This is a genomic window from Lysinibacillus sp. NPDC093712, assembly GCF_050280025.1.
Classification (GTDB): Bacteria; Bacillota; Bacilli; order Bacillales_A; family Planococcaceae; genus Lysinibacillus.
Genome location: NZ_JBNNUU010000002.1, coordinates 260,488 through 286,238, shown reverse-complemented (window position 1 = coordinate 286,238; position 25,751 = coordinate 260,488). Strand labels below are relative to the sequence as shown.

Below are 25,751 nucleotides of genomic sequence, written 5' to 3'. Positions count from 1 at the left end.
GAATATTTATATAAACGGACGTAAGAAGCTTATTTTATAGCATGAAAGAAGTGTTTGTTTGAGTTTATATGTTGCGTATGTATTAGTTGGACTGGCTATTGCAATGCCTGTTGGAGCCATTACTGTCGAAATGACAAAGCAGGGGTTAAAAAATGGCTTTATACATGGCTGGGCGGTAGGGCTTGGTGGTATGACGGTAGATGTAGTATTAGTTTTTGCCCTTTATATGGGACTTGCTTCTATATTAGCCATGCCGATAATTCAACTGCCAATGTGGATTATTGGAGCCGGTTTTTTGTTTTTACTTGGGCTAGATTCTATTAAAAATGCCGACAAGGATATTACGCTTGCGGGTGAAAAGGTGACAAAATCATTTTTCGCATCGTATCTAAATGGGCTTCTAGTGGCCATTTCGCCAGGAAACCTCGTTTTTTGGGTAAATGTATTCGGTGTAGTTTTAGCAAAATCGTATAATCAAGGTGAATCGGCAAGCTTCCTAGTAATAGCTGCTGGAATACTTAGTGGTATTTTACTGCACGACATAGGTTTAATGACAATTGTTTCGGTTACACGTAAGGCGATGAGTCGTAAGATGATTAAAACACTTACAATGATATCAGGAGTCTTATTAATTGGTTTCGCAGGTTATTTCATTTATGAGTTTATTCAAGGAATTAAAATGTACAGATAAAAAGATAAGCATCGACAAAAGGCATTGAGAAGGGGGTTTCTCAATGCCTTTTATGTTGCAACAAAACACTATCTTAAGAATAAAAAAGACTATAAACAAATCGTCTATAGTCTTAATAGTTATGCAGTTATTTCACGATGTTCATGAATACAAGCTAATATTTCTTCTGCTACTTGATGGGCCAAAGTTAGTTCAGAAGTAAAGCCTACACATGAACAATTCATTTCCCCTAAAATGTAACAATCTTCACCTGTTTCACTTGTATCAAGCATGAAATCAGCTGTCCAAATAAGTGGTAGGTCGTAATTGCCTAATAAGTTAGTGACAAGAGGTAGTTGTGTTAAAAAGTTTTGTACAAGTTCTTCCCAATCCTCTGGTTTGTCGTAGCGATATTGAGCACCAGAGAAAAGTGTTGCACTAAAGGCATCTTCACTATCAGCTGGTTTTTTATGTACCACGTGAACTGGTTTGTCACGCAACATAAATAAGCGGATTTCACCTTCAGTAATACGTGGAAGGAAACGCATATCAATTAGCATTCCATTTGTGCCAGTGATGTACTGCTCGCAAAATGTCATGAATTCGCCAAGCTTCCAAAATTCAACATGATTATCTCTTGCCTCGGTACATTTAATTTTGGCATCAAGTGGTACTTCTGTCGTACCAGCAGCAAGCGGTTCAACTAACTTTACTCGCCATATACCTTCGCCAGTTGAGCCTCTGTTTTGCTTTAATACACGCTCAGTGATCGCAAGGGAGGTAGGGAATTGTGCCTTAAATGCGTCAATTGTGTAATAAGCAAATGTATCATCGGGTACTAAATTTGTAGAGACTAATTTCGATAATACATCTTTCGAACCGTAGCCAATCATTGCATCAGGATGTGGCATGCCAATGACACCAGTTGCACATAAATCACGAAGCATCTCAAAATATTCTTCCTCGTGTTCTAGATTACCAGGGTTAATACGGGATACATAGGCAATGCCATGTTCTTTGACGTACTCAAAAATTTCGTCTTTTTTTGTTATATCAAAGAACACTACTTCCGCATCTTGCCCACGTTGTTTAAGTGCATTTACCATCGGCATCGTATCTTGTCTGAAGCCATCGGGTCCCTTATCAGTGCCTCCGTGTACTTCGAAGAAAATTACTTTTCTATTCATATACATACCTCCTTATTTTCATGATATTTTTTAGTATACTGGACAAACAAGGAGAAAAGATATATGAAATATGTAAAATTTATATATAAATTCGTAGTTGAAATTTTCAATCTAGTAGTTTGTGACTAATAATTTTTGGAATTATCTAATTTTAAAGTAATCTACTAACTAATTGGTTTTTTATCCCAAATTAAGTTGTTTTTTCTGAAATACAGTAAGATATAAAATCATGCATAGAATAAGTAAAGTACCAAGCATTTGGAAGCTCCCAAAGGGAATTTGTAGCCAAAGCACACTTGTTAAAACGGCCGTTAAGGGTTCCAGGCTACCAAGTAAACTTGTTTCTTTTGGAGATAAATAATGCAAGCTGGCAATATAGAACCAGAAGGCAAGCATTGTCCCAAAAATAATGATAAAGAAAAAGTAAGCGCTCGTTGCAATGGTCCACGTGGATAGATCGATATGCCAAGGCTGATAAAAAATGCTCATTACTGAACCTCCAATTAACATTGCCCAACCGACCACAAGTAAAGAATGAAATTGCTGTAAAAGTGGCACAGCATACAAAGTATAAAAAGCGACTGAAAGCCCCGATAACACACCCCAAATTACGCTCATCATTGGAACGGAAAGTGTGGAAAAAGAGCCATTTGTCAGCAATAAAGTAGTACCTGTAAGTGTAAGTGTTACTGCAATTCCATCCTGCTTCGTTAATTTGCTATGTCTTTGTATGATATAAAAAGCGATGATGAAAAGAGGGGCTAAATATTGCAGTAAAGTCGCTACAGCAGAATTGCCGATAGCAATCGACATCATGTAAGTGTATTGTACAGCAAGCATGCCGAGTAAACTAAACAGAATTTGTCTAAAAGCATCTTTCTTTGTCCGCCACATGACAAAGATGGATTGTTGGCGATGTGTAATCTTGTATATGGCAATTAACAGGATACCTGCTAGCAGAAGTCTACTCGAAACGAGCCAACCAACCTCAATTTGTTCTTGTTGGAAAAGTTTTTGGGCGACTGTTCCACCAATTCCCCAAAAGCTTGCACCGAGAATGACAAGAATAAAACCAAAGATATGTTTTTTTTTATTTTGTTGATTCATCACTATAGCATCTCCTAAACTATCAATATAAAGTTATTATAAACACTTATTACATGGTGAAATATCGAATTATATGGTTAAAAATATCAATATATTGAGGTGATTTCAATGGCACTAACGCACATTAAAGTAGCGAAGGATTTACAGGAATTAACGTTACATGGCTCGAATGCATTTCCAGTCGCATTATATGAAACGTATTTGCGGTTAGATCGGCGTGATTTTTTACCATTACATTGGCATAAGGAAATTCAATTTGTCTATGTAGTAAGTGGGCGTGTCAAATATCGTGTAGGTGCTGATGTATTAGTACTTGAGGAGGGAGATGGCTTGTTTGTCAACGCAGCATGTTTGCATGAAGCGCAGCCTTATAACGTTGAACAGTCGAAGCTCTTTTGTATTAATGTCGACCCTAAATTATTGGGAGGCCATGAAGGGAGTATATTAACAGCTAAATATGTGAGTCCATATGTAGAAAATAATAGACTGCCATTTGTGAAACTTTCTGGAGAGCTTGCGCAGGCTGTTGAAAGAACGGCTCAACTATTAAAAGACCGAAATGCCTATTTTGAAATTCAGGTGTGGAGAACATTATTATTGATATGGGAATCGATATTAATACAATCAAAACTTACAGTGGAAACAATGCAGTCATCTATAATTGTTCAACACGAGCGTGCAAAAGAAATGCTTGATTTTATCCATTGCCATTATCAAGAAAAAATAACGCTAGAAATGTTAGCTGCACATGTTTTTATAAGCAGGGCAGAATGTAGTCGTTTCTTTAAAAAAATTGTTGGCATCACACCTTTTACGTATCTTTTACATTATCGTTTACGAAAGAGTATAGAACTTTTGCGAGATAGTGAGCATTCCATCACTTTTATTGCGTCAATAACCGGCTTTAGTACGGTGAGCTACTATATTGAACGGTTTAAGGAGTATACGGGCTATTCACCACATGTGTATCGTAAAAAATTTCTAGCAAAACAACCTACTGTGGAATGACTGGACAAATCAGTGAACAATCAATGCCAAGTTTGCGAATTATATGTAGTTTGTTATGTGAAAGGGTTTGCAAATTATACCAAATGTTTTAAAGTTATTTATATAGTTAAAAGTAGAATTAGAAGCGATGGTAATCTAAAAGGAGAGATACGACATGATAGCCTTAAAAAAGAAGCAAAATATTTGGCTTGTGTTTTTAGTAGTTGTATTCATTAGCAACTACTCGCTTTATAACACAGGACTTGGTTTGTCGATTTTACCAGCCGAAACAGCAGGCGTTGTAGTCGGTTCATTACTCGATTTTATAATTGTTATACCGGTGTTATTTATGCTTTATAAACGAAAGTTTTCTGTCAAGCAAGCGATTGTTTTATCCGCTTCAGGCTGTATTGCTGCACGGTTTATTATTCCAATAGATCATTTGCAGCCGTTTGTTGCAGTAACATGGGCTGGATTTGCGGTTGAGGGGGCACTCATCGTTATTGAGGTTGTATTTGTTACAACGCTTGTCTACTATATGCCTAAAATTTTAAGAGATGTACGGGTAAGCGCACTACCAGATATTTTCTCTTTTCCGGAAGCTGTTGAAAAACATGCACCTAAGTACTCTATTATTCAATTGCTCTGTACAGATTTACTCGTTCTTTATTACGGGTTTGCAAGTTGGAAGAGGAGAGAACGCGGCGGATTATCTTTGCATAAAAACTCCAGCTATATTGCCTTTCACATGATGATGATTCATGCAATAGTCATAGAAACAATCGGTATACATTGGTGGCTTCATGACAAATCAATAATATTATCTATTCTATTGTTAATACTTAATGTATACTCGGTCCTATTTTTCATTGCAGATATGCAGGCAGTTCGCCTAAATCCTATCTATGCAACAAATGACTCCCTTTATGTATCTTTAGGTTTAATGAAACGAGCGACTATTTGCTTTGCTAATATCGAAAAAATAGAAGAAGACCCAGAACTGTTAAAAGAAAAATTATCGAAGGATACTATTGATTTTATCGCACGTGATTTTGGAGAAGCATATCCACAAGTCATGCTGAGGATGAAAGAACCTGTGGAAGTAACGTTTATGTTAGGATTTAAAAAAAGTTATAACAACGTGGCGATTAAAGCCGATCAAGTACATGAATTAAAAGAACTCCTACAGCAGGGAATGGAAAATAATGAAGGATGATGTTGACCAGCAAGCGCCTCGCATACATTTGTGCGAGGCTTTTTTTTGAATACGCTTAAAGGAAATTGTATGTCTGTAAAAAATTGCTCATTTTCTGTTTTATCAATGTTCATTATGTTATTACTTTTTATTAGGGAAAATTATATACGAAAAGCTAATAATAGCATCAATTATTAAAATGATGCCCCAAACTTTCATTACTTGTAAAAGGGAAGATGTATCAGTAAGTTGACCGATAAATACGATCATAGCATATAATAAACTAGCACTAATTACGTAGGCAATGACATGTAGACCAAGCATTTTTATTTCATGAATACCTTTTGCTAGTCCAGTTAATCGTTTCTTTTCAATGGGCAGTTTTAAAAACCACTGTTGAAACTTTTCATCTGCCCAAGTAATCATTGTTTTACCATATGCTATTGAGACACCTATATAAACAGCAGCGATACCGTGAGAAATGGATGCCGGTGTACCGGCTCGCAAGTCCATGGCAGTTAGTAATACTAATAGTAGGTCAATAACAGGTGTAAGAGCAAAAAAGATAATGCTAAGTTTAGGCTTTTTAAAACGGTATCTACAAACCAGTCCTATTAAGATGACAATCCAAAAGGCTATTTCTGCTGTAATAATCCAAGCAATCATAAAATATTCTCCTTATTTGATGCAGTTGTATTTAATTAAATTTACCATATGTTTCAATGTAATACATAAGTAAATTGCCCATCTAGTATTAATCTAGATGGGCAATTGCTTTAAGTATGTCCTCGCTAACAGCCTCCCAAAATTGTTGCTGTACTAAATCATTATATGTATATAGCTCTTTATTTTGTACGTGTCCATAAATCTCAGCAATTGTTTCCTTGTGAAAATGTAGGCGATGATTTAATGCTAGTCGTTCTTCTTCGATACAAAAAATCTTATAAATATCCGCTAGCCGTTCGAGCTTAGCACACTTTTGTTTTGTCGCCTCATATTGGACTTGATGAAAACGACCTACTGCTGTATGCATAGAGATTTTTGCACGATGCTCAGCTTGTAATGTACGATATTCTTCCTGACGTATGGCCAAGCGGTACCAAAATTCATAACGCAGCGGTAAATCCCTTATTTCATAAGTAAGCATTGAATTTAAAATACTGCTCACTTGTTCATATGGTTCAATGATTTTCTCAGATTCTTTAAATAATCCAAACATTTTGCCACCCCCTGTCTTGTTTAATACTACAGAATAGTATTAAAATCCTTTTTAATTTTTGAGTAATTGACGAATCGCTGATAAACCCATTCAAATCGCTATTAGAACGCTCCTTAATTGCTATTAACAAAGCATGATTTTTCGTAAAAAAATAAAAAAGAGCATTTACAAAATGAAAATATATGTGTTAACTTAATATTTATTATTGGTTAACACAAAAGAAGGGGAGGTTAAGATGCAACATTTTTGGGTTGTTGGCACAGATACGGATGTTGGTAAAACATTTGTTACCACATTATTAATGCGAAATTTGCAAAAACAGGGCTTACACGTGACGCCTTATAAACCGGTACAAACTGGTGAAGTACATGACGGTGAGCAATCCTATTACTACGATACGGCTATGTATGAAAAATATTCTTTACAATTGCTTGACCGAGAAAATTTAAATGGCTATTCGTTCAAAGAAGCGGCTTCACCACATTTTGCGGCTCAGCTGGAGGGGCAACAAATAAATACACAGCGATTATTGAGTCAAATGCAGCTATTGCAACAAAAATGGGATGCTGTTATTTGTGAAGGGGCAGGAGGGCTTTTTGTACCATTAGATTCTTATGGCGAAACGACACTTTTGGATGTTATTGTGCAAAGTAAATTACCAGTCGTCGTTGTTACTCGCACAACACTCGGTACGATAAATCACACGCTTTTAACGTTAGAAGCATTAAGTAAACGTAAAATTGAAGTGTTTGGCATTGTATTTAACGGTGACATGGGTAGTGGGATGGAGCAAGACAATATTAAAACGATTTTACGGCTTCACCCATTACCGTTTGCGACTATACCGAAGCTAAAAGATATATCGCATATTATTGACTTAGCTATTACGGATACATCATTGTTTGAAAGGCTGTCAAAACATGAAACAAGTATTAACTGAGTTACAAGAAACCGATTTGCAACATGTCTGGCATCCATGCTCACAAATGAAGGATTATGAAGACTTCCCGCCAATTGTTATTAAAAAAGGGCAAGGTGTATGGTTGTATGACGAAAAGAATCATCGCTATTTAGATGCTGTTTCCTCCTGGTGGGTGAATTTATTTGGACATGCCAATCCACGTATTAGTCAAGCTTTAAGTGAACAAGCATTTACTTTGGAGCATGTAATCTTTGCAAATTTCTCACATGTTCCAGCGATTAAGCTCGCGCAAAAATTAGTAGCTTTAACGCCACATAGTTTGCAAAAAGTATTTTTTGCAGATAATGGCTCAGCCGCTATAGAAATCGCATTAAAAATGAGTTTTCAGTATCACATGCAAATAGGAAAAACGACGAAAAAGCGATTTCTAGCATTAACAGATGCTTATCACGGCGAAACACTTGGCGCTTTATCAGTCGGTGGTGTCGATCTTTATAATGAGGTGTATCAACCACTTTTATTGGATACAGTGCGAGCACAGGGACCAGATTGTTTTCGTTGCCCTTTCAATAAAAATTCGCAAAGTTGTGATGCCCAATGTATTCAATTCGTTGAAGAAGAGCTGATTATGCATCATAAGGAAATTACAGCGGTCATAATTGAGCCGCTTATTCAAGCGGCGGCAGGCATGAAAATGTATCCAGTTATTTATTTACGGCGTTTACGGGAGTTATGTACAACATACGATGTCCATCTAATAGCAGATGAAATTGCGGTTGGCTTCGGTCGAACAGGTACTCTTTTTGCCTGCGAACAAGCTGAAATTTCGCCAGATTTTATGTGCTTGTCAAAGGGCTTAACAGGTGGTTATTTACCGCTTTCTGTCGTGTTAACAACAAATGAAGTGTATCAAGCATTTTATGATGATTATGCGACGATGAAAGCATTTTTACATTCACATAGTTATACGGGGAATACACTTGCTTGTCGTGTTGCACTCGAAGTATTGTCGATGTTTGAAGAAGAGCATTACATAGACATTGTGCAAGAAAAAGGTGAACGCATGCGTAAGCTAGCAGTAGAGGCTTTTAGTGATTTGCCTTTTGTTGGCGAATATCGGCAAGTAGGCTTTGTCGGGGCAATAGAGTTAGTGGCGAATCGCGAAATGAAAGAGCCATTACCGAGTGAGGAGCGTATTGGCTATCAAATATATAAAAGAGCATTAACAAAAGGATTACTTATTCGTCCACTAGGGAATGTTTTGTACTTTATGCCACCTTATATTATAACGGACGAAGAAATGCAATTTATGATTCAAACAACAAAAGAAACAATTGTTCAATTTTTTGAAGAACGGGGGAATAATGCATGTTTCAACGACAATCAACGCTCTCACTTGTAATGATAGCGATGTTTGCTGCTTTAACAGCTGTTGGTGCATTTATTAAAATACCACTTCCTGTAGTGCCGTTTACATTACAAATTGTTTTTGTTTTTTTGGCAGGTTGCTTACTTGGAGGTCGCAATGGATTTTTAAGTCAGCTCGTTTACATAGGAATTGGTTTAGCAGGCATGCCAGTTTTTACACAAGGAGGAGGCATTACATATGTATTGCAACCGACTTTTGGTTACTTAATAGGCTTCGCACTTGCAGCATTAGTGATTGGTTTTCTAATTAATCGAGTAGAGGCGCCAACGAAAAAACACTTCATCGGTGCAAATATTGTAGGGCTTATCATTATTTATGCTGTAGCTGTGCCTTATTTATATATGGCATTGAATGTATGGTTAAACATGAAATCAAGCTGGTCTCATGTTTTCTTAGTAGGTTTTCTTAATAGTATTGTGGCAGACTTTTGCCTAGCGATTGCCTCTGCCCTTTTAGCAGAACGATTATATAAAGTATTTCGTTCCGCTAGAACTTTAAAACTTGTGCGAGTTGAAAAGGAGAATGTTCAATGAATTGGTTACAGTTAGCAAATGAAGTGATTGCGGGCAAAATGATTAGTAATGACGAGGCGCTTGCCATTTTAAATAGTGATGACGATGACATTTTAAAGCTAATGGATGGTGCCTTTGCCATTCGTAAGCATTATTACGGGAAAAAAGTAAAGTTAAATATGATCATGAATGCAAAGAGTGGCTATTGTCCAGAAGATTGTGGGTATTGCTCGCAGTCGTCTAAGTCGACAGCGCCTATTGACAAATATCCATTCATTACAAAAGAGGAAATATTAGCAGGGGCAAAACGCGCGTTTGAAAATAAAATAGGTACCTACTGCATCGTAGCAAGCGGACGTGGACCGACTCGTAAAGATGTCAATGTAGTGAGTGAAGCAGTTGAAGAAATTAAAGCACAATACGGCTTAAAAGTTTGTGCATGTCTTGGATTACTGAAAGAAGAGCAGGCACAACAACTAAAAGAAGCGGGTGTGGATCGATACAACCATAATTTAAATACATCCGCACGCCATCATTCTTATATTACGACTACACACACGTATGAAGATCGTGTAAATACGGTTGAAGTTGTGAAAAAACATGGTATTTCTCCATGCTCAGGGGCCATTATTGGGATGAAAGAAACAAAAGAGGATGTCGTGGAGATTGCTCGTGCCCTGCACCAATTGGATGCGGATTCGATTCCGGTAAACTTCCTACATGCGATTGATGGTACGAAGCTAGAAGGAACACAGGAGTTAAATCCTCGCTATTGTTTAAAAGTTTTAGCGTTATTCCGTTATATAAATCCAACGAAGGAAATTCGCATTTCTGGAGGGCGCGAAGTAAATTTAGGCTCTCTTCAGCCATTCGGAATGTATGCAGCAAATAGTATCTTTGTCGGCGATTATTTAACGACTGCAGGGCAGGAAGTGAATAGTGATTATCGCATGCTCGAAGATTTGGGCTTTGAAATAGAACTTACACAAAAGCAAGAAGAAGTGCTTTGTTAATTCATCATCTTTATAAAATAAAATCTACTACTACTAAATGATGATTGAAATTGGAATACTGTCTGTACATCGTGGAAAAGGCGTACAGACGGTTTTTCTAATGTTTGTGTAAAGTTATCGTAGGCAAGTAAATGGTTCATCATTTATACCTAAAATATGAAGGTTTTCACAAATTGTTCAATGTAAGCGTTTTGAAATTGAACAGTTTGTGAAGGGCTTCACATAAAGCTTTATTTTTTTAAAAAAAAGCGTAAAATAAGAATCAGCAAGAAGTTGTTATAAGACAGTTAGTTCTTTTTATCACATTTCCGGTGATTGTTATATTACAAAAATAAAATAGAAAGGAGCGATTAGGATGTGGGTTGTAACAGTATTTGAGAATAAAAATATTCGTATTTTCGAATATACAAACAAAAACGAGGCAACAGCAGCGTTAGCGAAATTTAAGAAGAATGCCGTTTTAACATATACAAAATAATACTTTAATACGTTTAAAGAAACCTCGTTGTACGTAATAACGTACGATGAGGTCTCTTTATTTTTATTAGTGTACGAGTATTGAAAAGGCACTATAAAGTAATAAAAGAGCCATTAAAATGTTAAATGGTTGACGATATTTAATGAGCAATTTACGAAAAGCTGAACCGCATAGTGCCCAGCTAAATGTACTTGTAATGCCAACAAATCCTAAAAATAGGGCGAAAAAAATGTAGCTCGTAAACGATGAATAATATGGAAGAATATAGGTTGCAACGACTGTAATGCCAAATAGGATACCTTTTGGATTAACAAATTGCAGGAAGGCTCCGAGTAGCAAAAAGTTACGTCTATTGTCCTTAGAATGGTGATTATTTTCATCATTCTCTTTAGAAGTTAATATTTTATATGCTAAATAGAACATATAGCCTACCCCTAAAATGGTTAATGGGAGGGTAATTATGGGCATGACGCTGATGAGGACAATATTAAAAAAACAGCTTAATGCAGTTATTGTGCAAAAACCAATTCCAACACCTAGACAAAACTGAATCGTTTTTCCCAAACCATATTGATTGGCAAATGCCATGGCCATAATGTTGTTCGGACCTGGTGTAAAGCTAGTGATGACAACGAATACTAAAAAAGATATGTAAGGCATTTGAGTCCTCCTTGTATTTTGTATGTTATAATGTCGGAAATAAACAGTATAACGTCGTTCTTTTTATTATACATAATGTACGTTATATTGTACATATTATAAGAGGTGATCGTAATGGAGGAAATTCATCTTATTTTTGCAAGGAATTTAAAAGCAATTCGAGAAAAAGAAAAATTAAGCTTAGAAAAAGTTTCTCAGCTATGCGGTGTTAGTAAAACAATGATTGGACAAATTGAAAGAGGAGAGTCCAGTCCGACGCTTACAACAATATGGAAAATTGCAAATGGGCTAAAAGTATCTTTTACTTCCCTAATCCATCAACCGCAGACGGATACTGAAGTCGTTTTAAAAAAGGATATTCAAGTATTGTCAGAGGATAATGGAAAATATAGAGTATATCCGAATTTTCCATTTCAAGAGGATAGTCGATTTGAAATTTATACGATTGAAATTGATAAAGATGGGAAATTAAGCGCAGAGGCTCATAAAGAAGGAACAGAAGAGTTTATTACCGTTTTTGAAGGCGAATTAATGATTCGGGTTAACGACAATGAGTATATATTAAAAAATGGCGATTCTATCCGATTTAAAGCGGACCGTCCTCACTTCTATCGTAATACCAGTAATACATTGACTAAGTTAGGTATGACAATTTATTATCCTAATGAAAAATAAAAGCCGTATAAGTGCTTATCGAGAGCGCTTATACGGTTCTTTTTGTTTTATAAAATACTTCCTAAACGTTTAATCCCTTCACGGATAATTTCAGGAGTAGCATTTGTATAGTTTAGACGCAATGTGTTTACGCCTGTTTTAGATGTATAAAATGGGTCACCAGGTACGAAAGCGACTTTTTGTTCCATTGCTTTATTGAAAACGTCTAATGCGGAAGCTCCGTTATTCATCGTAGCCCAGATGAACATCCCACCATCGGGTTTTGTGTATTCAACATGTGCAGGGAAAAATTTTTGCATCGCGTCTAGCATTGCATCAGATTGATTTTTATATAATGAGACAATTTTTTTCACGTGCTCTGTATAGTCATTATTCGCTAAATAATCATAAATGACATATTGAGAGAAAATGTTTGTGTGCAAGTCAGTCGCTTGCTTTGCTGTTTCAATATGTTTCATTAACTCTTTGTTTTTTGTAATGACAAAGCCAAGGCGCATACCTGGTGTAACTGTTTTAGAGAAAGAACCTAGTAAAATACTATTTTCGAGTTTTCCGGCACCGATATAAGGTAATGGCTCACCTTGGAAGCGTAATTCTCCGTACGGATCATCTTCAATTAGTGCTATGTCATATTTAGAAATGATGTCATAAATTTGTTGACGTTTTTCCTTTGAATACGTTAGTCCCGTTGGATTTTGGAAATTTGGAACAGTATAGATGAATTTAACGTTAGGCTGCTGTAAAGCTTTCTCTAACTCTTCTAAGTTGAGACCATCGTTTTCAAGTGTTACACCATAAAAAGTAGGCTCACTTAATGTGAAGGCTTGAATAGCACCTAAGTAGCCTGGCTCCTCAATCACAATGCCATCACCTTTATTAATAAGTACTTTCCCAATGAGTTCAAGTGCTTGCTGTGAACCAGTTGTTATTAATATATCATCCGCATGGATATCTAGCCCATGAACACGGCGATATTTTGCAGCAATGTATTCACGTAGAGGCGCATATCCTTGTGTAGATGAATATTGGAATAATCGACTGCCATTTTCACTGATGGCATGATCTACAGATGCTTTTAATGCATCGATTGGGAAAGAGATTGGATTTGGAAGCCCTCCTGCAAAGGAAATGACATCCTCGGCATCCGTTACTTTCAAAATATTACGGATGAATGAAGATGGGGTGTTTAAGATTCTTTCAGAATATTGCATAATTTTATCGGTCCTTTTTTCTGATTTTTTAAAAATTATATCATTGTAATCATTTGCATACAATATTATGATTGTATGCAAGACAATTAAAATATTGTATGCAAATGCGAAAGAAAGGGGCTTGAAAAATGCCATTCAATTCATTTGAGGAATACCCAATGAGCTGGAAGCCGAATATCCGCAATATTTCAGGGCCGATATATATTGCAATTGCTGAGCAGCTTGAACAGGATATTAAAGAAGGCATTTTATTGCCAGGTACAAAGTTGCCACCACAACGAGAGCTTGCTGATTTTTTAGATGTAAATTTAAGCACCATTACTCGTGCGTTTAAGCTTTGCGGACAAAAAGGGCTCATTTATGCTTCAATAGGGAGCGGTACATTTGTTTCATCTGATGCCGCCACGAATAAAATTTTATTACCTACAAGTCATTCTGCTCATATGATTGAGTTGGGCTCAGTATTGCCTGCAACTTATGCCAATGAGGAAATAACGCGCTATATGAAAAAAATGCTGAATGATTCTAATTTTAGTAAGTTATTTCAATATGGGCGACCTGAGGCGAATGCCTGGCAAACAGAGGCTGTAGCAAAGCTTTTGGAAAAAGTCGGCTTTCAAACAGATCAGCCGATATTGTTTGGGACAGGGGGGCAAAATGCAATTGTCGGTACACTAGCAGCATTGTTTCATCCAGGAGATCGTATCGGAACAGATCCGATTACATATGCTGGGATAAAAACGGCGGCCAATATGCTTGGCATACAGCTAGTGGCTATTCAGCAAAAAGATGGAGAGATGACAAAAGAAGGGCTCTTATATGCTTGCAAAAATGAACATATAAAAGGACTTTATGTTATTCCTGATTTTCATAATCCAACTACCCATACAATGTCAATCGACACTAGGAAAATGATTGCAGAAGTGGCAAGGCAAAAAGATTTAATCGTTATTGAGGATGCGATTTATAGTTTTTTACAGGAACAGCCACTTGCGCCTATCGCATTTTATGCACCAGAAAAGGTAGTTTATATTGCAAGTGTGTCCAAAACAATTTCACCTGGGTTAAGGCTATCTTTTGTTGTAACGCCTAGTGCTTTAAGAAAGAAAATTATTGAAACATTATATAATATTAATATATCTGTATCACCAGTCATGGTAGAACTTACTGCTAGATTAATTCAAGATGGTGTTGCACAAACAATCTTAGAGAAACACCGATTATATGCTAAACAGCAAAATGCCCTAGTTAATCAATATTTAGGTGAATACAACATTTTAGGCAATGATGAATGCATTTTTAGGTGGCTTATATTGCCTGGAAAATTTACTGGTGTGCAGTTTGAATTACTTGCATCGAAAGCGGGCGTACAAGTGTATGCTGCAGAGCGTTTTGCGGTAGGCAATACAAAACCTGTAAATGCAGTCCGCTTGGCAATTACTGCACCTGAAAATAGCATGCAGCTAGAGCAAGCCTTAACGGTGTTAAAGGAATTGCTCGAAAGTGATGGTGACTATACATTTATAGATTAAAATAGATAGTACATAATAATGGTATGTGTGGTGAAATGATGGAACATAAAGGACGGATTATTTTTCATGTTGATATGAATAGTTTTTATGCATCTGTTGAGCAGGCGCATGACCCTAGTTTAAAAGGGAAACCGATCGCAATTGCAGGCAACCCAAAGGAGCGTCGGGGAATATTAGTGACATGTTCATATGAGGCGAGGGCGCTTGGCGTTTATACGACAATGACGGTACATGAAGCGAAACGAAAATGTCCAGATCTATTGTTGCTACCACCAGATTTTCAAAAATATCGTGAGGCTTCTAAAGCAATGTTTGCTATTTTACGAAGCTATACGGAACTGGTGGAGCCAGTATCAATTGATGAAGGCTATATGGATGTTACACTATTAAGTAAGGAACGCCATGCACTTCAAATTGCCCAGGAAATACAAACTCGATTATTAACAGAGTTGGATTTACCTTGCTCTATTGGTATTGCCCCTAATAAGTTTTTAGCCAAAACAGCATCAGATATGAAAAAACCGATGGGTATTACAGTGCTAAGACTACGGGATATAGAACAAGTGCTTTGGCCACTTGAAGTAGTCAAAATGCATGGTATTGGTGAAAGTACAGCCAAAAAGTTAAATGACCAGGGTATTTTTACAATCGGCAATTTGGCTATGGTTGAGGAACATAAAATCAAGCATACTTTAGGTAAGAATGGAGTTAGACTGCGTGCAAGAGCAAATGGAATCGATACAAGAGAAGTTGACCCAAATGCCATTTATGATACAAAAAGTGTCGGCAATTCTACGACGTTACCGCAAGATGTAACAGATATTCGACTCCTGCATAAAACCATTGATGGGCTGTGCAAAAAAGTAGCAGAACGACTCGATGCGAAACGACTAGCAGGTTCCACAGTTAGTATTCAAATACGGGGTTCTGATTGGCATAATCATACTCGCTCAAAGTCGATGACGAATGTAATTTATCGCTTTGAAGATATTTTTGAGATTGCCTGTGCGCTCTTTGATAAACATTGGGACGAGTCGCCTGTTCGGTTACTCGGTGTAACTGTTTCGAATGTAGTTGATCGAAAAGATTATAGTCAACAGCTGTCTATTTTCAATTTTGAAGAGCATGTAAAAGACGAGCCTATTTTAAAGGTAGTAGATGAGATTGAAGGGCGCTTTGGGAAAGGCATCATTAAACGAGGTGTTGATATAGGTAAACGATCTTCTTATCAATCACAAACAAGCTTTAGCAAAGATTTTTTAGACGATCACGAATAGGAGTGGACCTAAGACCGAAAGGGGTATTACGTACGTAAGCCCCCACCTGCGCCTTTTATTTCATCGGATTAATAATTCCGTAAAAAACAATATCTTCAAATGAGTCATTTTTATAAATGTGGTCTTTAAGCGTACCTTCATAGTGCATACCACATTTCCCCATAATCTTTCCAGAAGCGGGATTTGATTTAAAATAGCGAGCGTAAACACGATGATAGTTTTTCTCTGAAAACACAAAATCGATTAGTGCCTTGGCTGCTTCTGTTGCATAGCCATTGCCCCAATGCTCTTCACCAATCCAATAGGCGATTTCTCCATTTTTGTATTGTTGATTATTTGAAATACCGATTGCCCCATATAACTGACCACTTTGTTTGTCTGTAATTGCAAATTCATACATTTTATCTAAGTCATAGTGCTTTTCATGATTTGCAATCCATGTAAGAGCACAATCTAATGAATATGGATATGGTAAATTCAACGTGCTTTTGTAGATATTGTAATTGTTGCAATAATTACTGACTTCTTGCGCATCCGTTTCTTTAAAAAGACGTAGCAGTAGACGATCTGTTTCTAGTGTTTTTTCAGTTTTACTATAAATCATGTTATTCCTCCTATTCTTCCAGTTATTTAATGCTATGAAAAAGTAGTATAACACGTATAATGGTTATTTTGTATATTTTAGGTAATTAAATTTGTATTTTACTAGAAAATAATTGTTAGAACAATTAACATCTTTGTTCCGATAATGTCGTTTTGTTCATAACAAAAAATGAAATAAGTGAATAATTAGCAAACCTATATGGCACATTAACATATAGGAGGTGGAAGAAAAATGTCTAAAATTATCGGTGTGGAACAATCATTATCAAATGTTGAAAATGCTTTAAAAGCAAAAGGTTATGAAGTGATTCAGCTTCGTAATGAAGAGGATGCAAAAAAATGCGATGCTTGCGTAATTACAGGGCAAGACAGAGATGTTATGGGAATTAGCGATCCTATTATGGCAGGACCTGTTATCGATGCGGCTGGGCTTTCTGCTGATGAAGTAATACAACGTGTAGATCATTATTTCCACTAAATATGGCAATAGGTGCTGGTTTTGAAGTCTGAAATGACTTCAGAGCGGCGCCTTTTAATTTCCAAAAGAAGCTAGCTAATTTCATTTCTGAAGTACTATTCATAATATCTTTATAACAGCATTTCCTTTATAATTAACAATAGCTACATATTTTTAACAATCATGGGTAGACATAAGGGGAGAGAAAATGAAATGGAAATACTTCACGCGACTATGGATGAATTAGAAGAAGTAACAGTGCTATTTGATGAATACCGCCAGTTTTATGGACTTGAATCAGATAGAAGTAGTGCTAAAGCATTTATCCAATTACGAATGGCTTTGAAAGAATCCATTATTTTTATTGCTGTAGTAAATGGGAAAACGATTGGCTTCGCACAATTATATCCAACTTTTTCATCTATCGCATTACAGCGTGCATATATATTAAATGATATATATGTAACTGACGATGCTAGAGGCCAAGGGGTGGGCAAAGCATTGATGGAGAAGGTGTTTCAATATTGTGAGCAACAAGATGCACGGTATGTTACACTTCAAACGGCTACAGATAATGTTCATGCACGAAAGTTATATGAAAATCTTAATATGAAACAAGATCAATATTGTAATTATGTTAAGTATTTTAATTAAGAATAAGCATCTCATCCATTTTGGATGAAGATGCTTTTTTGTATTGTATTTACGATAGAGTAATAGGTTTAAAGACGCAAGTCTCAAATAATTAAAAGGGTTTTAGAAACATTTGTAAAATATATATATTAATAACTTTAAAGGAGGGCAAACAATCATAATAAGAACTAGAGGGATTAAGGGATTCCAACTATTTATACAATGTGCTTGGAATTACTAACTTATTTAAACTAAAAGGAGCAAAATATGAAAGCTATCGTATTTGATTTTGATGGAACATTGGCGAATACTTTACCAATTTGTTATTCTGCTTTTCAAAAAGTATTTAAAGACTATGATAATAAGGATCTTACTTCAAATGAGATTAAGGAAATGTTTGGTCCTTCTGAAACAGGTATTATTAGAAATAATCTCTCAGATCCTAACAAGGAAGAAGCTATCGAATATTACTATGCTCAATATTCCGAATTACATAAAAGTTTGGTAGAAGTTAATCCTGAAATTCGTGAATTATTGACCTCTTTGAAAGAGTCAAATATAAAAATAGGAATTTTCACGGGAAAGGCAAAAAGAAGCTTGGATATCTCTCTAAAAGCATTAGATATGGAAGGGTTGTTTGATGTCATTATAACTGGTGATGATGTATTAAAACCTAAACCCGATCCAGAGGGTTTAGTAAAAGCATTATCTCTTTTAGAGGTTGAAAATTTTGAGGCGGTTTATATAGGAGATAGTGATGCTGATATCGTTGCAGGTTTTCAAGCGAATGTCTATACGATTGGCGTACAATGGTTACCCGAATACCAAACAGAAGAGTTCAACGAACAACCAAATTCAATCATAAAAAGTGTCACAGAATTCAAGCAGTCCTTAAAAGTAGGCATTTTATGAGTTACCAATGGTTGGAATGGGCAAAAAAAATACAAGCATTATCTCAAGCGGGCTTAACTTTTTCTAAGGATATCTATGATATCGAGCGTTATGAGGAATTACGTAACATTAGTGCAGAGATTATGTCACAACACACTGAACTTGAAATGACCAAAATTAAAGATTTATTTACGAATGAAACAGGATATCAAACGCCAAAAGTTGATGTTCGTGGTGTAGTTTTTAAAAATAATCAAATATTAATGGTAAAAGAGAATATTGATAATAAATGGGCATTACCAGGAGGGTTTTGTGATATTGGATTATCTCCTTCAGAGAATGTAGTAAAGGAAATTAAAGAAGAGTCTGGTTATGATGTAATGCCAGTAAGACTTCTTGCGTTATTCGACAAAAATAAACACCAGCACCCTCCTGAACCATATCATTACTATAAGATATTTATTTTGTGTGAGATTATTGGAGGGGAAGCTACTATAGGTATTGAAACGAATAACGTTCAATTTTTTTCGCAACACAATTTACCGCCGCTTTCTACTAATAGAAATACTATGGCACAAATAGATATACTCTTTGAATTTTTACGGACACCAGAAAAGAAAACATTATTTGATTAAGATGAAAGCTATTTTTCGAACGAAGTTATTGGGCATAAAGACAAAAGGCATCGAGAAAGTTCAACTCGATGCCTTTCGCCCTTTTTTTACTTTAGCAGTCGCTAGTTACTGTACTTCGAGCGTATATGGTTGTGTACTAGCTTTGCCGTTTACTTCACTAACCTCTATATAGTATGTTCCTTTATCTAGTTCAACGGAACCTACTTCAGTATCTTTGGCTCCGTATAGATCTAATGTTTCAACCGTTTTTCCATTTGCATCAATAATACGAATTACACCATCTAAACCTTTTTCAGTTTGTAAGGAGAAGAACACATCGCGTCTGCGGTCATTGTAGAATTCGAAATAGTCTTTATCGCCAAATGGCACACTAGCATTTAAATATTGGTTAGCCACATATTTATCGCCGTTTTTCGTTAGCTTCGTTGGTTTTGTTGGCACACCATGCACTAATGTGGAATCTGCATCTTCATCCACATTTTTATGATTAAATACAGATAATGTGTATGGTTGAAGCGATAAGAGCCCAATGTCCGTGCCGTTAAGTGTAATAAAATAACCGCGATTTCTTTTCGCTAGGAAAGATGTGTTGACCTCTGAAGTACCTGAGAGACCAAGAAATATTTCAAATAAACTTTCACCTTGTCCAAACGGTATTTCTGTCGCTAGTTCTTCGTCATCGATTTGCATATTGCCGTTTGTATCCTCAATAATTGAACCAGAAAATTTCAAGTCAAATTGTAGTTCCTTTGGTATTTGATTGAGTTGTTTATTTGTATATGGAACGGAAGATAACAGCAGACTCAACACTGTATCCTCGCCCCGATGTTTATAGTAGTAGTAATCTTTATCATCATTATAGAGGAGATGATTTTGATAATCGATACCTGGTTCAATTGTTTGAGCATTGATGTCTGTATTAATTTCATTGTTTTTGTTTTCAGGTATAGCTGCCATTTTACTTGATGTAAGTGAATATGGTTCGATGGAACGGCCACCAAAATTAACAATTTTAACAACATAAGTTTTATCTTTTTTCAATGCTATTGCTTTTGCATCGTTTTCATCAATTGTTATGCCGTAAAGTAGACCTATTAGCCCTGGATCATTCGTTAATGAAGAAAGTGGTAGCAATTCATTCTTTTCCTCGTCATATTCTAATAAAGTAGCGGATGGCATATGATTATATCCTTTTTTAATTTGGAAACCATAAATCGCATCTTCTGGAGCGGTAAATACGAAATAATCTTCATCATATTCCGTTTGAAAGTATGCTTTTTGACTTTCACCGATATTGTAAGGAATCGCATTTTTCATAATAAGGTCAGCATCTATACCATTTTCCTCAAAATCTGAACCTATAGTTATATTTAAAAAATTATTTACTCGTTCCCGTTTCTTTCCTTTTAATGGAGCTGGCGCGTTTTCACTGTTTTGTACAACGTCTTCACCAATTGGCTCATTCAAAGGAAGTCCGTCTTCATCTTCAGGAAGATGAACAATTTCTCCTTTTAACGTGTAGGGAATAATGGATTCATTAATGGTCGACTTTTCCTCATTATCAATACCGCCACTAAGGAGAATATCGATTGAGATTACGCCACTGTTGTCATTGGATACACTTAATACATACTCTTCCTCAGGGATTGCATCAAATACGATACTTACATTTTCACCTTTTTCTGAGCTGAAAGATGATTGTATTGGGTAGGGGGCATTTTCATCCTGTTCTTCATCCTCTACTTGTTCTGTTGAGATGCTATCCAAATCACTTTTTAGATAGATTTCCATTGCCGCTGTAACACCTGGTATACCTGATAAATCAAATTTTAATGTAGATGGTTCAGTTACTAAAAAAGTAAAGTAATCTTTGTCAATCTGTTGATCCTCTGAAAGTAACGTATAATTTTCCCCTGCCGTACTAAATGGGAACTGTTGAATATTGTATGCACTGTCTATTGCTAATGAATCGATAGGTAATTCCTTCGTCGTTTCAGCTGTGAAAATGAAGTTAGATGCACCTTTTAAGCTATAGCTTCCATTATAATCTTTAACGCCTATAAGAAGCGTTCCTGCTTGTTCTGCTTTATAAAGGTAGCCTTCTTGTTTTCCTGCGCGGACATCATTGACATTGATAGTTTCAGACTCATCTTTTTGACCTGTAGGGTAGAAGTATAAGTCAAATGCATAATCATAGTTGTTAGCACCTGTTAATGACAGTTGTACATATTCCCCTGCATCTAATTCAATCTTATACCATTTCTTTTCATCTGGTAGCTTGAATTCGCCTTTTTCGGTATTCATACTATTTTTATTAAGCACTTTGGCATTAGTTAGGCGCTCATCTTTTGTTTCAGAATAGCGCTTTGGTAGGTTGTTTAAATCGAAGTGTAATGCTTTTAATGGGTCGACGAGGCCATGTCCATAGATGAGGTCGTAGCCTCTTTCACCTAAATCCTTTGCGGTCATTTCGAGTATAGCCTCTATTTCATGAGGCTTTAAAGTAGGATATTTTGATTTTAGTAAGGCTGCTACACCTGCAACTACAGGTGATGCCATTGAAGTCCCGCTAAATGCTGTGAAGGAGGATCCCTTTTTTCCATCATAAACGGTACTATAAATTTCTTCTCCTGGCGCTACTATATCCACTGATGGCCCATAGTTGGAATAGCTTGATAGTTTATTGCGTTCATTTGTAGAACCAACGCTAATGACACCTTCGAAAGAAGCGGGGAAGGAGTATTGATCTGTTGAATCATTCCCTGCAGCGGCTACGATCGTAATGCCTTTATCGATTGCTTTTTTAACGGCTTCCTGCATTAGGGGAGATTCTCCGTAGCCACCGAGACTCATATTAATAACGTCAGCGTTTTGTTCAATAGCGTAAAGTATACCTTGTGCAATAACGAAATCATTTGCAGTTTGTTTGCCGTTAAAGACATCTATTGGAAGAATCTTTGCTGACGGAAAAATACCATGTCCACCAAGCCCATTATCTTTAGTAGCTGCAATAATGCCTGCTACATGCGTCCCATGTGGATCAGAAAAGGTAGTGTTGGCAGGTGTTGCAGCATTATATGGTGGAAGAATTTGAGACTTCAAATCTGGATGTTTATAATCTACACCAGAATCGATAACTGCTACTTTGACCTCATGATTTCCTGCTAATGATAAAGCCCTATCAATTTGCAGTAGATTTAAATGATACATATCCTTTTTCTTTGGATCTACTACATTATTAAAGGATTGGTACTTGTAGCTTGGAGATACACTTTTGACTCCGTTTTGCTTGGCATAATACGAAACAGCCTCTGTTAATGTTATGCCTTTTTTTAGTTGGATTACTTCGTAACCTAATGAAGGAATCGATCGAATTACTTTTGAACCAATTTTACTATGTACGGTCTTCGCAAGACCCGAATGTTTGACGATAATAGTATCGGCACTAATCCATTCGTTTCCTCCTGTTTGATAGTTGAACTGCTTTAATGCTTGCCTTTTGTTGCTAGCGAGCATACTTGTCACCAATTCTGGGTTCTGTGGTGCTTCGGCAAAGGCAGAAGCAGCAGGAACCATTAGTGCAGAACATGCTACGACAGCGATTGATTTCATCACCCAGTTTTTCAATTGTTTTTCCTCCTTGAGTAAAATATGACATTTCACTATTTATAACGGATGGAAAATAGAAAAGTTTCATATCTCAATAAATTTTTTTCAATTGTTTTAAAATTGTTTGAGTGCCTGGCACCCAAACAATTTAGAGCTGCTCGATAAGTCTTTGTAAGTCTTCTTTTGATCGAGGCATCGACATATTACCGTCAAATAGCTTTTTGTTTTGTAAGGCGAGCGTTATTTCAAAAACCCAAGGTCGTTCAAGATGGGCTAGTTCAAGTAACTTCTCTTGATAGAACAATTCAACCGGATCCCCATTGTAAATGATTTTCCCAGCCTCCATAACAATTAATTGATCCGCCCATTCATAAGCCAAAGCGATATCATGGGTCGCCAATAAAAAAGTTCGTTCTCCATTTTCTAATTTAGCTAAGTAATGTAAAAGTTGTGCAGCATAATAATTGTCTAGTCCAGCAGTCGGTTCATCTAATAGTAATACAGAAGGTTCCATTGCCAGCACACCTGCCATGGCTACACGTTTTTTCTGTCCGACGCTTAAAAAATGTATGGGCTTATCAAGTAATGACTCAACCTCTGTTTGCGCGACAGCCCAGGCGATTTTTTCCTCGATTTTTTCTTGAGACCAGCCAAGATTTAATGGCCCGAAAGCGATATCTTGCTTTACTGTGCCTGAAAAAAGTTGATTGTCAGCATCTTGGAATACGATGCCGACCTGTTGACGTAATGCTGATAATGCTTTTCTAGAATAGCTAAGCGCTTCGTTGCAAAACGAAATGCTGCCATCGGTCGGTTTTAAAATTCCATTTAGATGCTGAAATAGTGTTGATTTGCCAGCACCATTATGACCTAGTAGGGCGATTTTTTTCCCCTTTGGAATTTGCAATGAAATATCTGTAAGTGCCTCGGTACCATCTGCATAGGCATATGATAAATGTTTAAGATCAAAATAAAGCTCTGTCATGAGAAAAAACCTCCATATAATATGAGGAATAAAAAAGTAAAAACAATTCCAAACCAGTTTTTCTTGCTATAACATACACTGTCTTGCCAATAGACAGATTCGCCACCACGTGCTTGCATCGCATTATTTAATTCACGACTACGTTGAAACATTTCCGCAAATAATGCTGCAATAAGCATGGAAATTGACCGTAGCCATTGCATAGGTGATTGATAGCCAAGGCGTGATTGTTGAGCAAGATGAATTTTTTGCATGCTATTTAAAAAGATGAAAATAAATCGATACGTTAGCTCTACTAATTCTACAAATAAAGCAGGCAGACGCCATTGACGTAAGACGTGACAAATAGATTGGACCGATGTCGTTAAAATTAAAAAGTATAAACAGCTAATACTGCCTAATACAGAGAACAATAGCTGCTGTGCTGTGATCAAGCTTTCATTTCCGATGAAAAAAGTCCAATTACTAAGAGAAAATGCCCAGAAATGTGCTGGGAGGTTACTTGAATTTGGTGCAATTGAAATCAAAATAGATAGTAAACTGGATAGCAGAAAAAATCCTGGTAACAATAGTAATTTCGCATAATATTGGAAAGGGATTTTTGCGCCTAAAATGATAAAAGCACTCATTACAATAAATGTAATGAGTGAAATAAGTTCATCTCTCACGATAAGCGACAATAGCAGTAACCCTAAGGAAAACGTCATTTTTTCTAACGGATGAACGGACGCTAGTTTATTCATATAAGCATACTTATCAATGAGTAACATCGTTTAACCTTCCTTATGCTTGCCGCGCATATAGCCTACGAAATAGCCAATAAAGCCAGCACCAATAGCAGCCTGTAATACAAATAATAAGCTTTCGATTTCACCACTTGGTGGCTCCCATAAGCTTTCAAACCACGGTTCATATTCTGCATTAATTTCCCCGATTGCAGCTTCAGCTTCTCCGTCTGCACCACCGAATTCTGCACCTTTTTGTACGAAAAGAGGGATAATTGCTAAAAGTACAACGACAGCTAGTAGCAGTAAATTTTTCTTCATCCTAATGTGCCTCCTTTGCTGAGAAAACACGTAGTGCCTTTAATTCGCTCACATTGTATTTTTTTAAGAAATTCATAACGATAACTGTTAAAATCCCTTCACTAATTGCTAGAGGGATTTGCGTTAAAGCAAAAATCCCTGCAAATTTTGTGAATGAAGCCATAAAGCCTCCTACTTCAGAAGGGAAAGCCAGTGCTAATTGAACTGAAGTGACAACATATGTACCTAAGTCCCCAAGCATCGCTGCAAAAAAGACAGCAATAGAGAATGATAGACCGATTTTTTGAGAACCTTTAAAGACATAGTACGCAATAATTGGTCCTACAATCGCCATAGAGAAAGCATTTGCACCTAAAGTTGTAATACCACCATGCGCTAAAAGTAATGATTGGAATAATAAAACGATTGTTCCAATGACACTCATGGCTAATGGTCCGAAAAGAACTGTACCAAGGCCAACACCAGTAGGATGTGAGCAACTTCCTGTTACTGATGGAATTTTCAGTGCCGACAAGACGAATGCAAATGCACCTGATAAGCCTAATATCATTTTCGTTTCAGGATTTTCGTCTATTGTTTTACGAATAGAACGTAATCCTAAAATAATAAATGGAATCGAAATGACCCACCAAAAAATCGCCCATTCAATCGGCAAAAATCCTTCCATGATATGCATGGCAAACGCTCGTTTTGGTACTAGTAAAAAAGCCACTAAGAAATAACTAAGTTTCCAAAAAGAAAATTTCAAAACCTTTCCTCCTCAACAGTAAATTTCGAATGTAGCGTGCGCAATAAAAAAGCACTTCTCCGTTTCGGAA

Annotated in this window: 27 protein-coding genes; 15 read left to right on the top strand and 12 right to left on the bottom strand. The window is 36.5% G+C overall.

Features of this window, described 5'->3' with window-relative positions:
• Window positions 1-58: 58 nt before the first annotated feature.
• Window positions 59-691: a LysE family transporter gene (locus ACQKNX_RS08910; RefSeq protein ID WP_340823910.1), complete on the top strand. Its 633-nt coding sequence runs from the start codon at window positions 59-61 to the stop codon at window positions 689-691.
• Window positions 692-810: 119 nt separating this feature from the next.
• Here the strand turns inward: ACQKNX_RS08910 and ACQKNX_RS08905 are convergent, their stop codons facing one another.
• Together ACQKNX_RS08905 and ACQKNX_RS08900 are read right to left on the bottom strand one after the other, a co-directional pair.
• A complete protein-coding gene (locus tag ACQKNX_RS08905) occupies window positions 811-1,857 on the bottom strand; it encodes a Cj0069 family protein (protein WP_427428586.1) in 1,047 nt (348 codons plus the stop codon).
• A 180-nt stretch (window positions 1,858-2,037) separates the two neighbouring features.
• Complete coding sequence (locus tag ACQKNX_RS08900) at window positions 2,038-2,964, bottom strand: DMT family transporter (RefSeq protein WP_427429176.1); 927 nt, start codon at window positions 2,962-2,964, stop codon at window positions 2,038-2,040.
• Between the two features lie 108 nt (window positions 2,965-3,072).
• Between ACQKNX_RS08900 and ACQKNX_RS08895 the strand changes: the two genes are divergently transcribed.
• Together ACQKNX_RS08895 and ACQKNX_RS08890 are read left to right on the top strand one after the other, a co-directional pair.
• Window positions 3,073-3,972 carry an AraC family transcriptional regulator gene (locus ACQKNX_RS08895; protein ID WP_427428585.1) on the top strand — a complete coding sequence of 300 codons (900 nt, stop codon included), beginning with the start codon at window positions 3,073-3,075 and terminating at the stop codon, window positions 3,970-3,972.
• A 154-nt stretch (window positions 3,973-4,126) separates the two neighbouring features.
• Window positions 4,127-5,167, top strand: coding sequence for a beta-carotene 15,15'-monooxygenase (locus tag ACQKNX_RS08890; RefSeq protein WP_427428584.1), 1,041 nt, complete (start codon window positions 4,127-4,129; stop codon window positions 5,165-5,167).
• Between the two features lie 120 nt (window positions 5,168-5,287).
• Here ACQKNX_RS08890 and ACQKNX_RS08885 read toward each other — a convergent pair whose 3' ends face one another.
• Together ACQKNX_RS08885 and ACQKNX_RS08880 are read right to left on the bottom strand one after the other, a co-directional pair.
• Complete coding sequence (locus ACQKNX_RS08885) at window positions 5,288-5,812, bottom strand: hypothetical protein (protein ID WP_427428583.1); 525 nt, start codon at window positions 5,810-5,812, stop codon at window positions 5,288-5,290.
• A gap of 88 nt (window positions 5,813-5,900) precedes the next feature.
• Window positions 5,901-6,365 (bottom strand): hypothetical protein, encoded by a 465-nt coding sequence (locus tag ACQKNX_RS08880; RefSeq protein WP_427428582.1) that lies wholly within the window; start codon window positions 6,363-6,365, stop codon window positions 5,901-5,903.
• A 235-nt stretch (window positions 6,366-6,600) separates the two neighbouring features.
• Between ACQKNX_RS08880 and bioD the strand changes: the two genes are divergently transcribed.
• From bioD to ACQKNX_RS08855, 5 genes are all read left to right on the top strand, one after another.
• Window positions 6,601-7,305 (top strand): dethiobiotin synthase, encoded by a 705-nt coding sequence (gene bioD, locus ACQKNX_RS08875; protein WP_427428581.1) that lies wholly within the window; start codon window positions 6,601-6,603, stop codon window positions 7,303-7,305.
• Window positions 7,286-8,689 (top strand): adenosylmethionine--8-amino-7-oxononanoate transaminase, encoded by a 1,404-nt coding sequence (gene bioA, locus ACQKNX_RS08870; protein WP_427428580.1) that lies wholly within the window; start codon window positions 7,286-7,288, stop codon window positions 8,687-8,689. The genes bioD and bioA overlap by 20 nt, the downstream gene beginning before the upstream one ends.
• Entirely contained in the window at window positions 8,656-9,249 is a 594-nt protein-coding gene (locus tag ACQKNX_RS08865; protein ID WP_427428579.1) for a biotin transporter BioY, read from the top strand. Before bioA ends, ACQKNX_RS08865 begins: the two co-directional genes overlap by 34 nt.
• A complete protein-coding gene (gene bioB / locus ACQKNX_RS08860) occupies window positions 9,246-10,241 on the top strand; it encodes a biotin synthase BioB (protein WP_427428578.1) in 996 nt (331 codons plus the stop codon). Before ACQKNX_RS08865 ends, bioB begins: the two co-directional genes overlap by 4 nt.
• 355 nt (window positions 10,242-10,596) lie before the next feature.
• Complete coding sequence (locus ACQKNX_RS08855) at window positions 10,597-10,719, top strand: hypothetical protein (protein WP_340823925.1); 123 nt, start codon at window positions 10,597-10,599, stop codon at window positions 10,717-10,719.
• A gap of 66 nt (window positions 10,720-10,785) precedes the next feature.
• Here ACQKNX_RS08855 and ACQKNX_RS08850 read toward each other — a convergent pair whose 3' ends face one another.
• The gene (locus ACQKNX_RS08850) at window positions 10,786-11,379 is read right to left on the bottom strand and encodes a LysE family translocator (protein ID WP_427428577.1); all 594 of its coding nucleotides are present in this window, start codon (window positions 11,377-11,379) and stop codon (window positions 10,786-10,788) included.
• Window positions 11,380-11,493: 114 nt separating this feature from the next.
• On the opposite strand from ACQKNX_RS08850, the gene ACQKNX_RS08845 reads away from it, so the two are divergent.
• Entirely contained in the window at window positions 11,494-12,054 is a 561-nt protein-coding gene (locus tag ACQKNX_RS08845) for a helix-turn-helix domain-containing protein (RefSeq protein ID WP_427428576.1), read from the top strand.
• Window positions 12,055-12,101: 47 nt separating this feature from the next.
• Here the strand turns inward: ACQKNX_RS08845 and ACQKNX_RS08840 are convergent, their stop codons facing one another.
• Window positions 12,102-13,265, bottom strand: coding sequence for a PLP-dependent aminotransferase family protein (locus ACQKNX_RS08840; RefSeq protein WP_427428575.1), 1,164 nt, complete (start codon window positions 13,263-13,265; stop codon window positions 12,102-12,104).
• Between the two features lie 128 nt (window positions 13,266-13,393).
• On the opposite strand from ACQKNX_RS08840, the gene ACQKNX_RS08835 reads away from it, so the two are divergent.
• Together ACQKNX_RS08835 and ACQKNX_RS08830 are read left to right on the top strand one after the other, a co-directional pair.
• The gene (locus ACQKNX_RS08835) at window positions 13,394-14,797 is read left to right on the top strand and encodes a PLP-dependent aminotransferase family protein (RefSeq protein WP_427428574.1); all 1,404 of its coding nucleotides are present in this window, start codon (window positions 13,394-13,396) and stop codon (window positions 14,795-14,797) included.
• A 38-nt stretch (window positions 14,798-14,835) separates the two neighbouring features.
• Window positions 14,836-16,074 carry a DNA polymerase IV gene (locus ACQKNX_RS08830; RefSeq protein ID WP_427429175.1) on the top strand — a complete coding sequence of 413 codons (1,239 nt, stop codon included), beginning with the start codon at window positions 14,836-14,838 and terminating at the stop codon, window positions 16,072-16,074.
• A gap of 55 nt (window positions 16,075-16,129) precedes the next feature.
• Here the strand turns inward: ACQKNX_RS08830 and ACQKNX_RS08825 are convergent, their stop codons facing one another.
• Window positions 16,130-16,678, bottom strand: coding sequence for a GNAT family N-acetyltransferase (locus tag ACQKNX_RS08825; protein WP_427428573.1), 549 nt, complete (start codon window positions 16,676-16,678; stop codon window positions 16,130-16,132).
• A gap of 231 nt (window positions 16,679-16,909) precedes the next feature.
• Here ACQKNX_RS08825 and ACQKNX_RS08820 point away from each other — a divergent pair, with 231 nt between their 5' ends.
• From ACQKNX_RS08820 to ACQKNX_RS08805, 4 genes are all read left to right on the top strand, one after another.
• The gene (locus ACQKNX_RS08820; protein WP_401017425.1) at window positions 16,910-17,155 is read left to right on the top strand and encodes a YkuS family protein; all 246 of its coding nucleotides are present in this window, start codon (window positions 16,910-16,912) and stop codon (window positions 17,153-17,155) included.
• Between the two features lie 192 nt (window positions 17,156-17,347).
• Complete coding sequence (locus ACQKNX_RS08815) at window positions 17,348-17,788, top strand: GNAT family N-acetyltransferase (protein ID WP_401017424.1); 441 nt, start codon at window positions 17,348-17,350, stop codon at window positions 17,786-17,788.
• A 246-nt stretch (window positions 17,789-18,034) separates the two neighbouring features.
• Complete coding sequence (locus tag ACQKNX_RS08810; RefSeq protein ID WP_427428572.1) at window positions 18,035-18,679, top strand: HAD family hydrolase; 645 nt, start codon at window positions 18,035-18,037, stop codon at window positions 18,677-18,679.
• Window positions 18,676-19,293, top strand: a complete 618-nt coding sequence (locus tag ACQKNX_RS08805) for an NUDIX hydrolase (protein WP_427428571.1) — start codon at window positions 18,676-18,678, stop codon at window positions 19,291-19,293. The genes ACQKNX_RS08810 and ACQKNX_RS08805 overlap by 4 nt, the downstream gene beginning before the upstream one ends.
• 105 nt (window positions 19,294-19,398) lie before the next feature.
• Here the strand turns inward: ACQKNX_RS08805 and ACQKNX_RS08800 are convergent, their stop codons facing one another.
• From ACQKNX_RS08800 to ACQKNX_RS08780, 5 genes are all read right to left on the bottom strand, one after another.
• Window positions 19,399-22,920 carry a S8 family peptidase gene (locus ACQKNX_RS08800; RefSeq protein ID WP_427428570.1) on the bottom strand — a complete coding sequence of 1,174 codons (3,522 nt, stop codon included), beginning with the start codon at window positions 22,918-22,920 and terminating at the stop codon, window positions 19,399-19,401.
• Between the two features lie 130 nt (window positions 22,921-23,050).
• Window positions 23,051-23,887: an energy-coupling factor ABC transporter ATP-binding protein gene (locus tag ACQKNX_RS08795; protein WP_427428569.1), complete on the bottom strand. Its 837-nt coding sequence runs from the start codon at window positions 23,885-23,887 to the stop codon at window positions 23,051-23,053.
• Window positions 23,884-24,657, bottom strand: coding sequence for a cobalt ECF transporter T component CbiQ (gene cbiQ, locus ACQKNX_RS08790; protein WP_427428568.1), 774 nt, complete (start codon window positions 24,655-24,657; stop codon window positions 23,884-23,886). Before cbiQ ends, ACQKNX_RS08795 begins: the two co-directional genes overlap by 4 nt.
• 3 nt (window positions 24,658-24,660) lie before the next feature.
• Window positions 24,661-24,933, bottom strand: coding sequence for an energy-coupling factor ABC transporter substrate-binding protein (locus tag ACQKNX_RS08785; protein WP_173478982.1), 273 nt, complete (start codon window positions 24,931-24,933; stop codon window positions 24,661-24,663).
• Between the two features lies 1 nt (window position 24,934).
• Window positions 24,935-25,681 (bottom strand): energy-coupling factor ABC transporter permease, encoded by a 747-nt coding sequence (locus ACQKNX_RS08780; RefSeq protein WP_401010182.1) that lies wholly within the window; start codon window positions 25,679-25,681, stop codon window positions 24,935-24,937.
• Window positions 25,682-25,751: the final 70 nt, after the last annotated feature.

Bases quoted from the DNA above. Each gene is read 5' to 3' on its own strand.
- ACQKNX_RS08825 (WP_427428573.1), bottom strand. From the start codon at position 16,678: ATGATTTATAGTAAAACTGAAAAAACACTAGAAACAGATCGTCTACTG.
- ACQKNX_RS08810 (WP_427428572.1), top strand. From the start codon at position 18,035: ATGAAAGCTATCGTATTTGATTTTGATGGAACATTGGCGAATACTTTA.
- ACQKNX_RS08805 (WP_427428571.1), top strand. From the start codon at position 18,676: ATGAGTTACCAATGGTTGGAATGGGCAAAAAAAATACAAGCATTATCT.
- ACQKNX_RS08815 (WP_401017424.1), top strand. From the start codon at position 17,348: ATGGAAATACTTCACGCGACTATGGATGAATTAGAAGAAGTAACAGTG.
- ACQKNX_RS08840 (WP_427428575.1), bottom strand. From the start codon at position 13,265: ATGCAATATTCTGAAAGAATCTTAAACACCCCATCTTCATTCATCCGT.
- ACQKNX_RS08865 (WP_427428579.1), top strand. From the start codon at position 8,656: ATGTTTCAACGACAATCAACGCTCTCACTTGTAATGATAGCGATGTTT.
- ACQKNX_RS08880 (WP_427428582.1), bottom strand. From the start codon at position 6,365: ATGTTTGGATTATTTAAAGAATCTGAGAAAATCATTGAACCATATGAA.
- ACQKNX_RS08905 (WP_427428586.1), bottom strand. From the start codon at position 1,857: ATGAATAGAAAAGTAATTTTCTTCGAAGTACACGGAGGCACTGATAAG.
- ACQKNX_RS08835 (WP_427428574.1), top strand. From the start codon at position 13,394: ATGCCATTCAATTCATTTGAGGAATACCCAATGAGCTGGAAGCCGAAT.
- ACQKNX_RS08845 (WP_427428576.1), top strand. From the start codon at position 11,494: ATGGAGGAAATTCATCTTATTTTTGCAAGGAATTTAAAAGCAATTCGA.
- ACQKNX_RS08900 (WP_427429176.1), bottom strand. From the start codon at position 2,964: ATGAATCAACAAAATAAAAAAAAACATATCTTTGGTTTTATTCTTGTC.
- ACQKNX_RS08850 (WP_427428577.1), bottom strand. From the start codon at position 11,379: ATGCCTTACATATCTTTTTTAGTATTCGTTGTCATCACTAGCTTTACA.
- bioD (WP_427428581.1), top strand. From the start codon at position 6,601: ATGCAACATTTTTGGGTTGTTGGCACAGATACGGATGTTGGTAAAACA.
- bioA (WP_427428580.1), top strand. From the start codon at position 7,286: ATGAAACAAGTATTAACTGAGTTACAAGAAACCGATTTGCAACATGTC.
- ACQKNX_RS08895 (WP_427428585.1), top strand. From the start codon at position 3,073: ATGGCACTAACGCACATTAAAGTAGCGAAGGATTTACAGGAATTAACG.
- cbiQ (WP_427428568.1), bottom strand. From the start codon at position 24,657: ATGTTACTCATTGATAAGTATGCTTATATGAATAAACTAGCGTCCGTT.
- ACQKNX_RS08820 (WP_401017425.1), top strand. From the start codon at position 16,910: ATGTCTAAAATTATCGGTGTGGAACAATCATTATCAAATGTTGAAAAT.
- ACQKNX_RS08855 (WP_340823925.1), top strand. From the start codon at position 10,597: ATGTGGGTTGTAACAGTATTTGAGAATAAAAATATTCGTATTTTCGAA.
- ACQKNX_RS08785 (WP_173478982.1), bottom strand. From the start codon at position 24,933: ATGAAGAAAAATTTACTGCTACTAGCTGTCGTTGTACTTTTAGCAATT.
- ACQKNX_RS08890 (WP_427428584.1), top strand. From the start codon at position 4,127: ATGATAGCCTTAAAAAAGAAGCAAAATATTTGGCTTGTGTTTTTAGTA.
- bioB (WP_427428578.1), top strand. From the start codon at position 9,246: ATGAATTGGTTACAGTTAGCAAATGAAGTGATTGCGGGCAAAATGATT.
- ACQKNX_RS08795 (WP_427428569.1), bottom strand. From the start codon at position 23,887: ATGACAGAGCTTTATTTTGATCTTAAACATTTATCATATGCCTATGCA.
- ACQKNX_RS08885 (WP_427428583.1), bottom strand. From the start codon at position 5,812: ATGATTGCTTGGATTATTACAGCAGAAATAGCCTTTTGGATTGTCATC.
- ACQKNX_RS08830 (WP_427429175.1), top strand. From the start codon at position 14,836: ATGGAACATAAAGGACGGATTATTTTTCATGTTGATATGAATAGTTTT.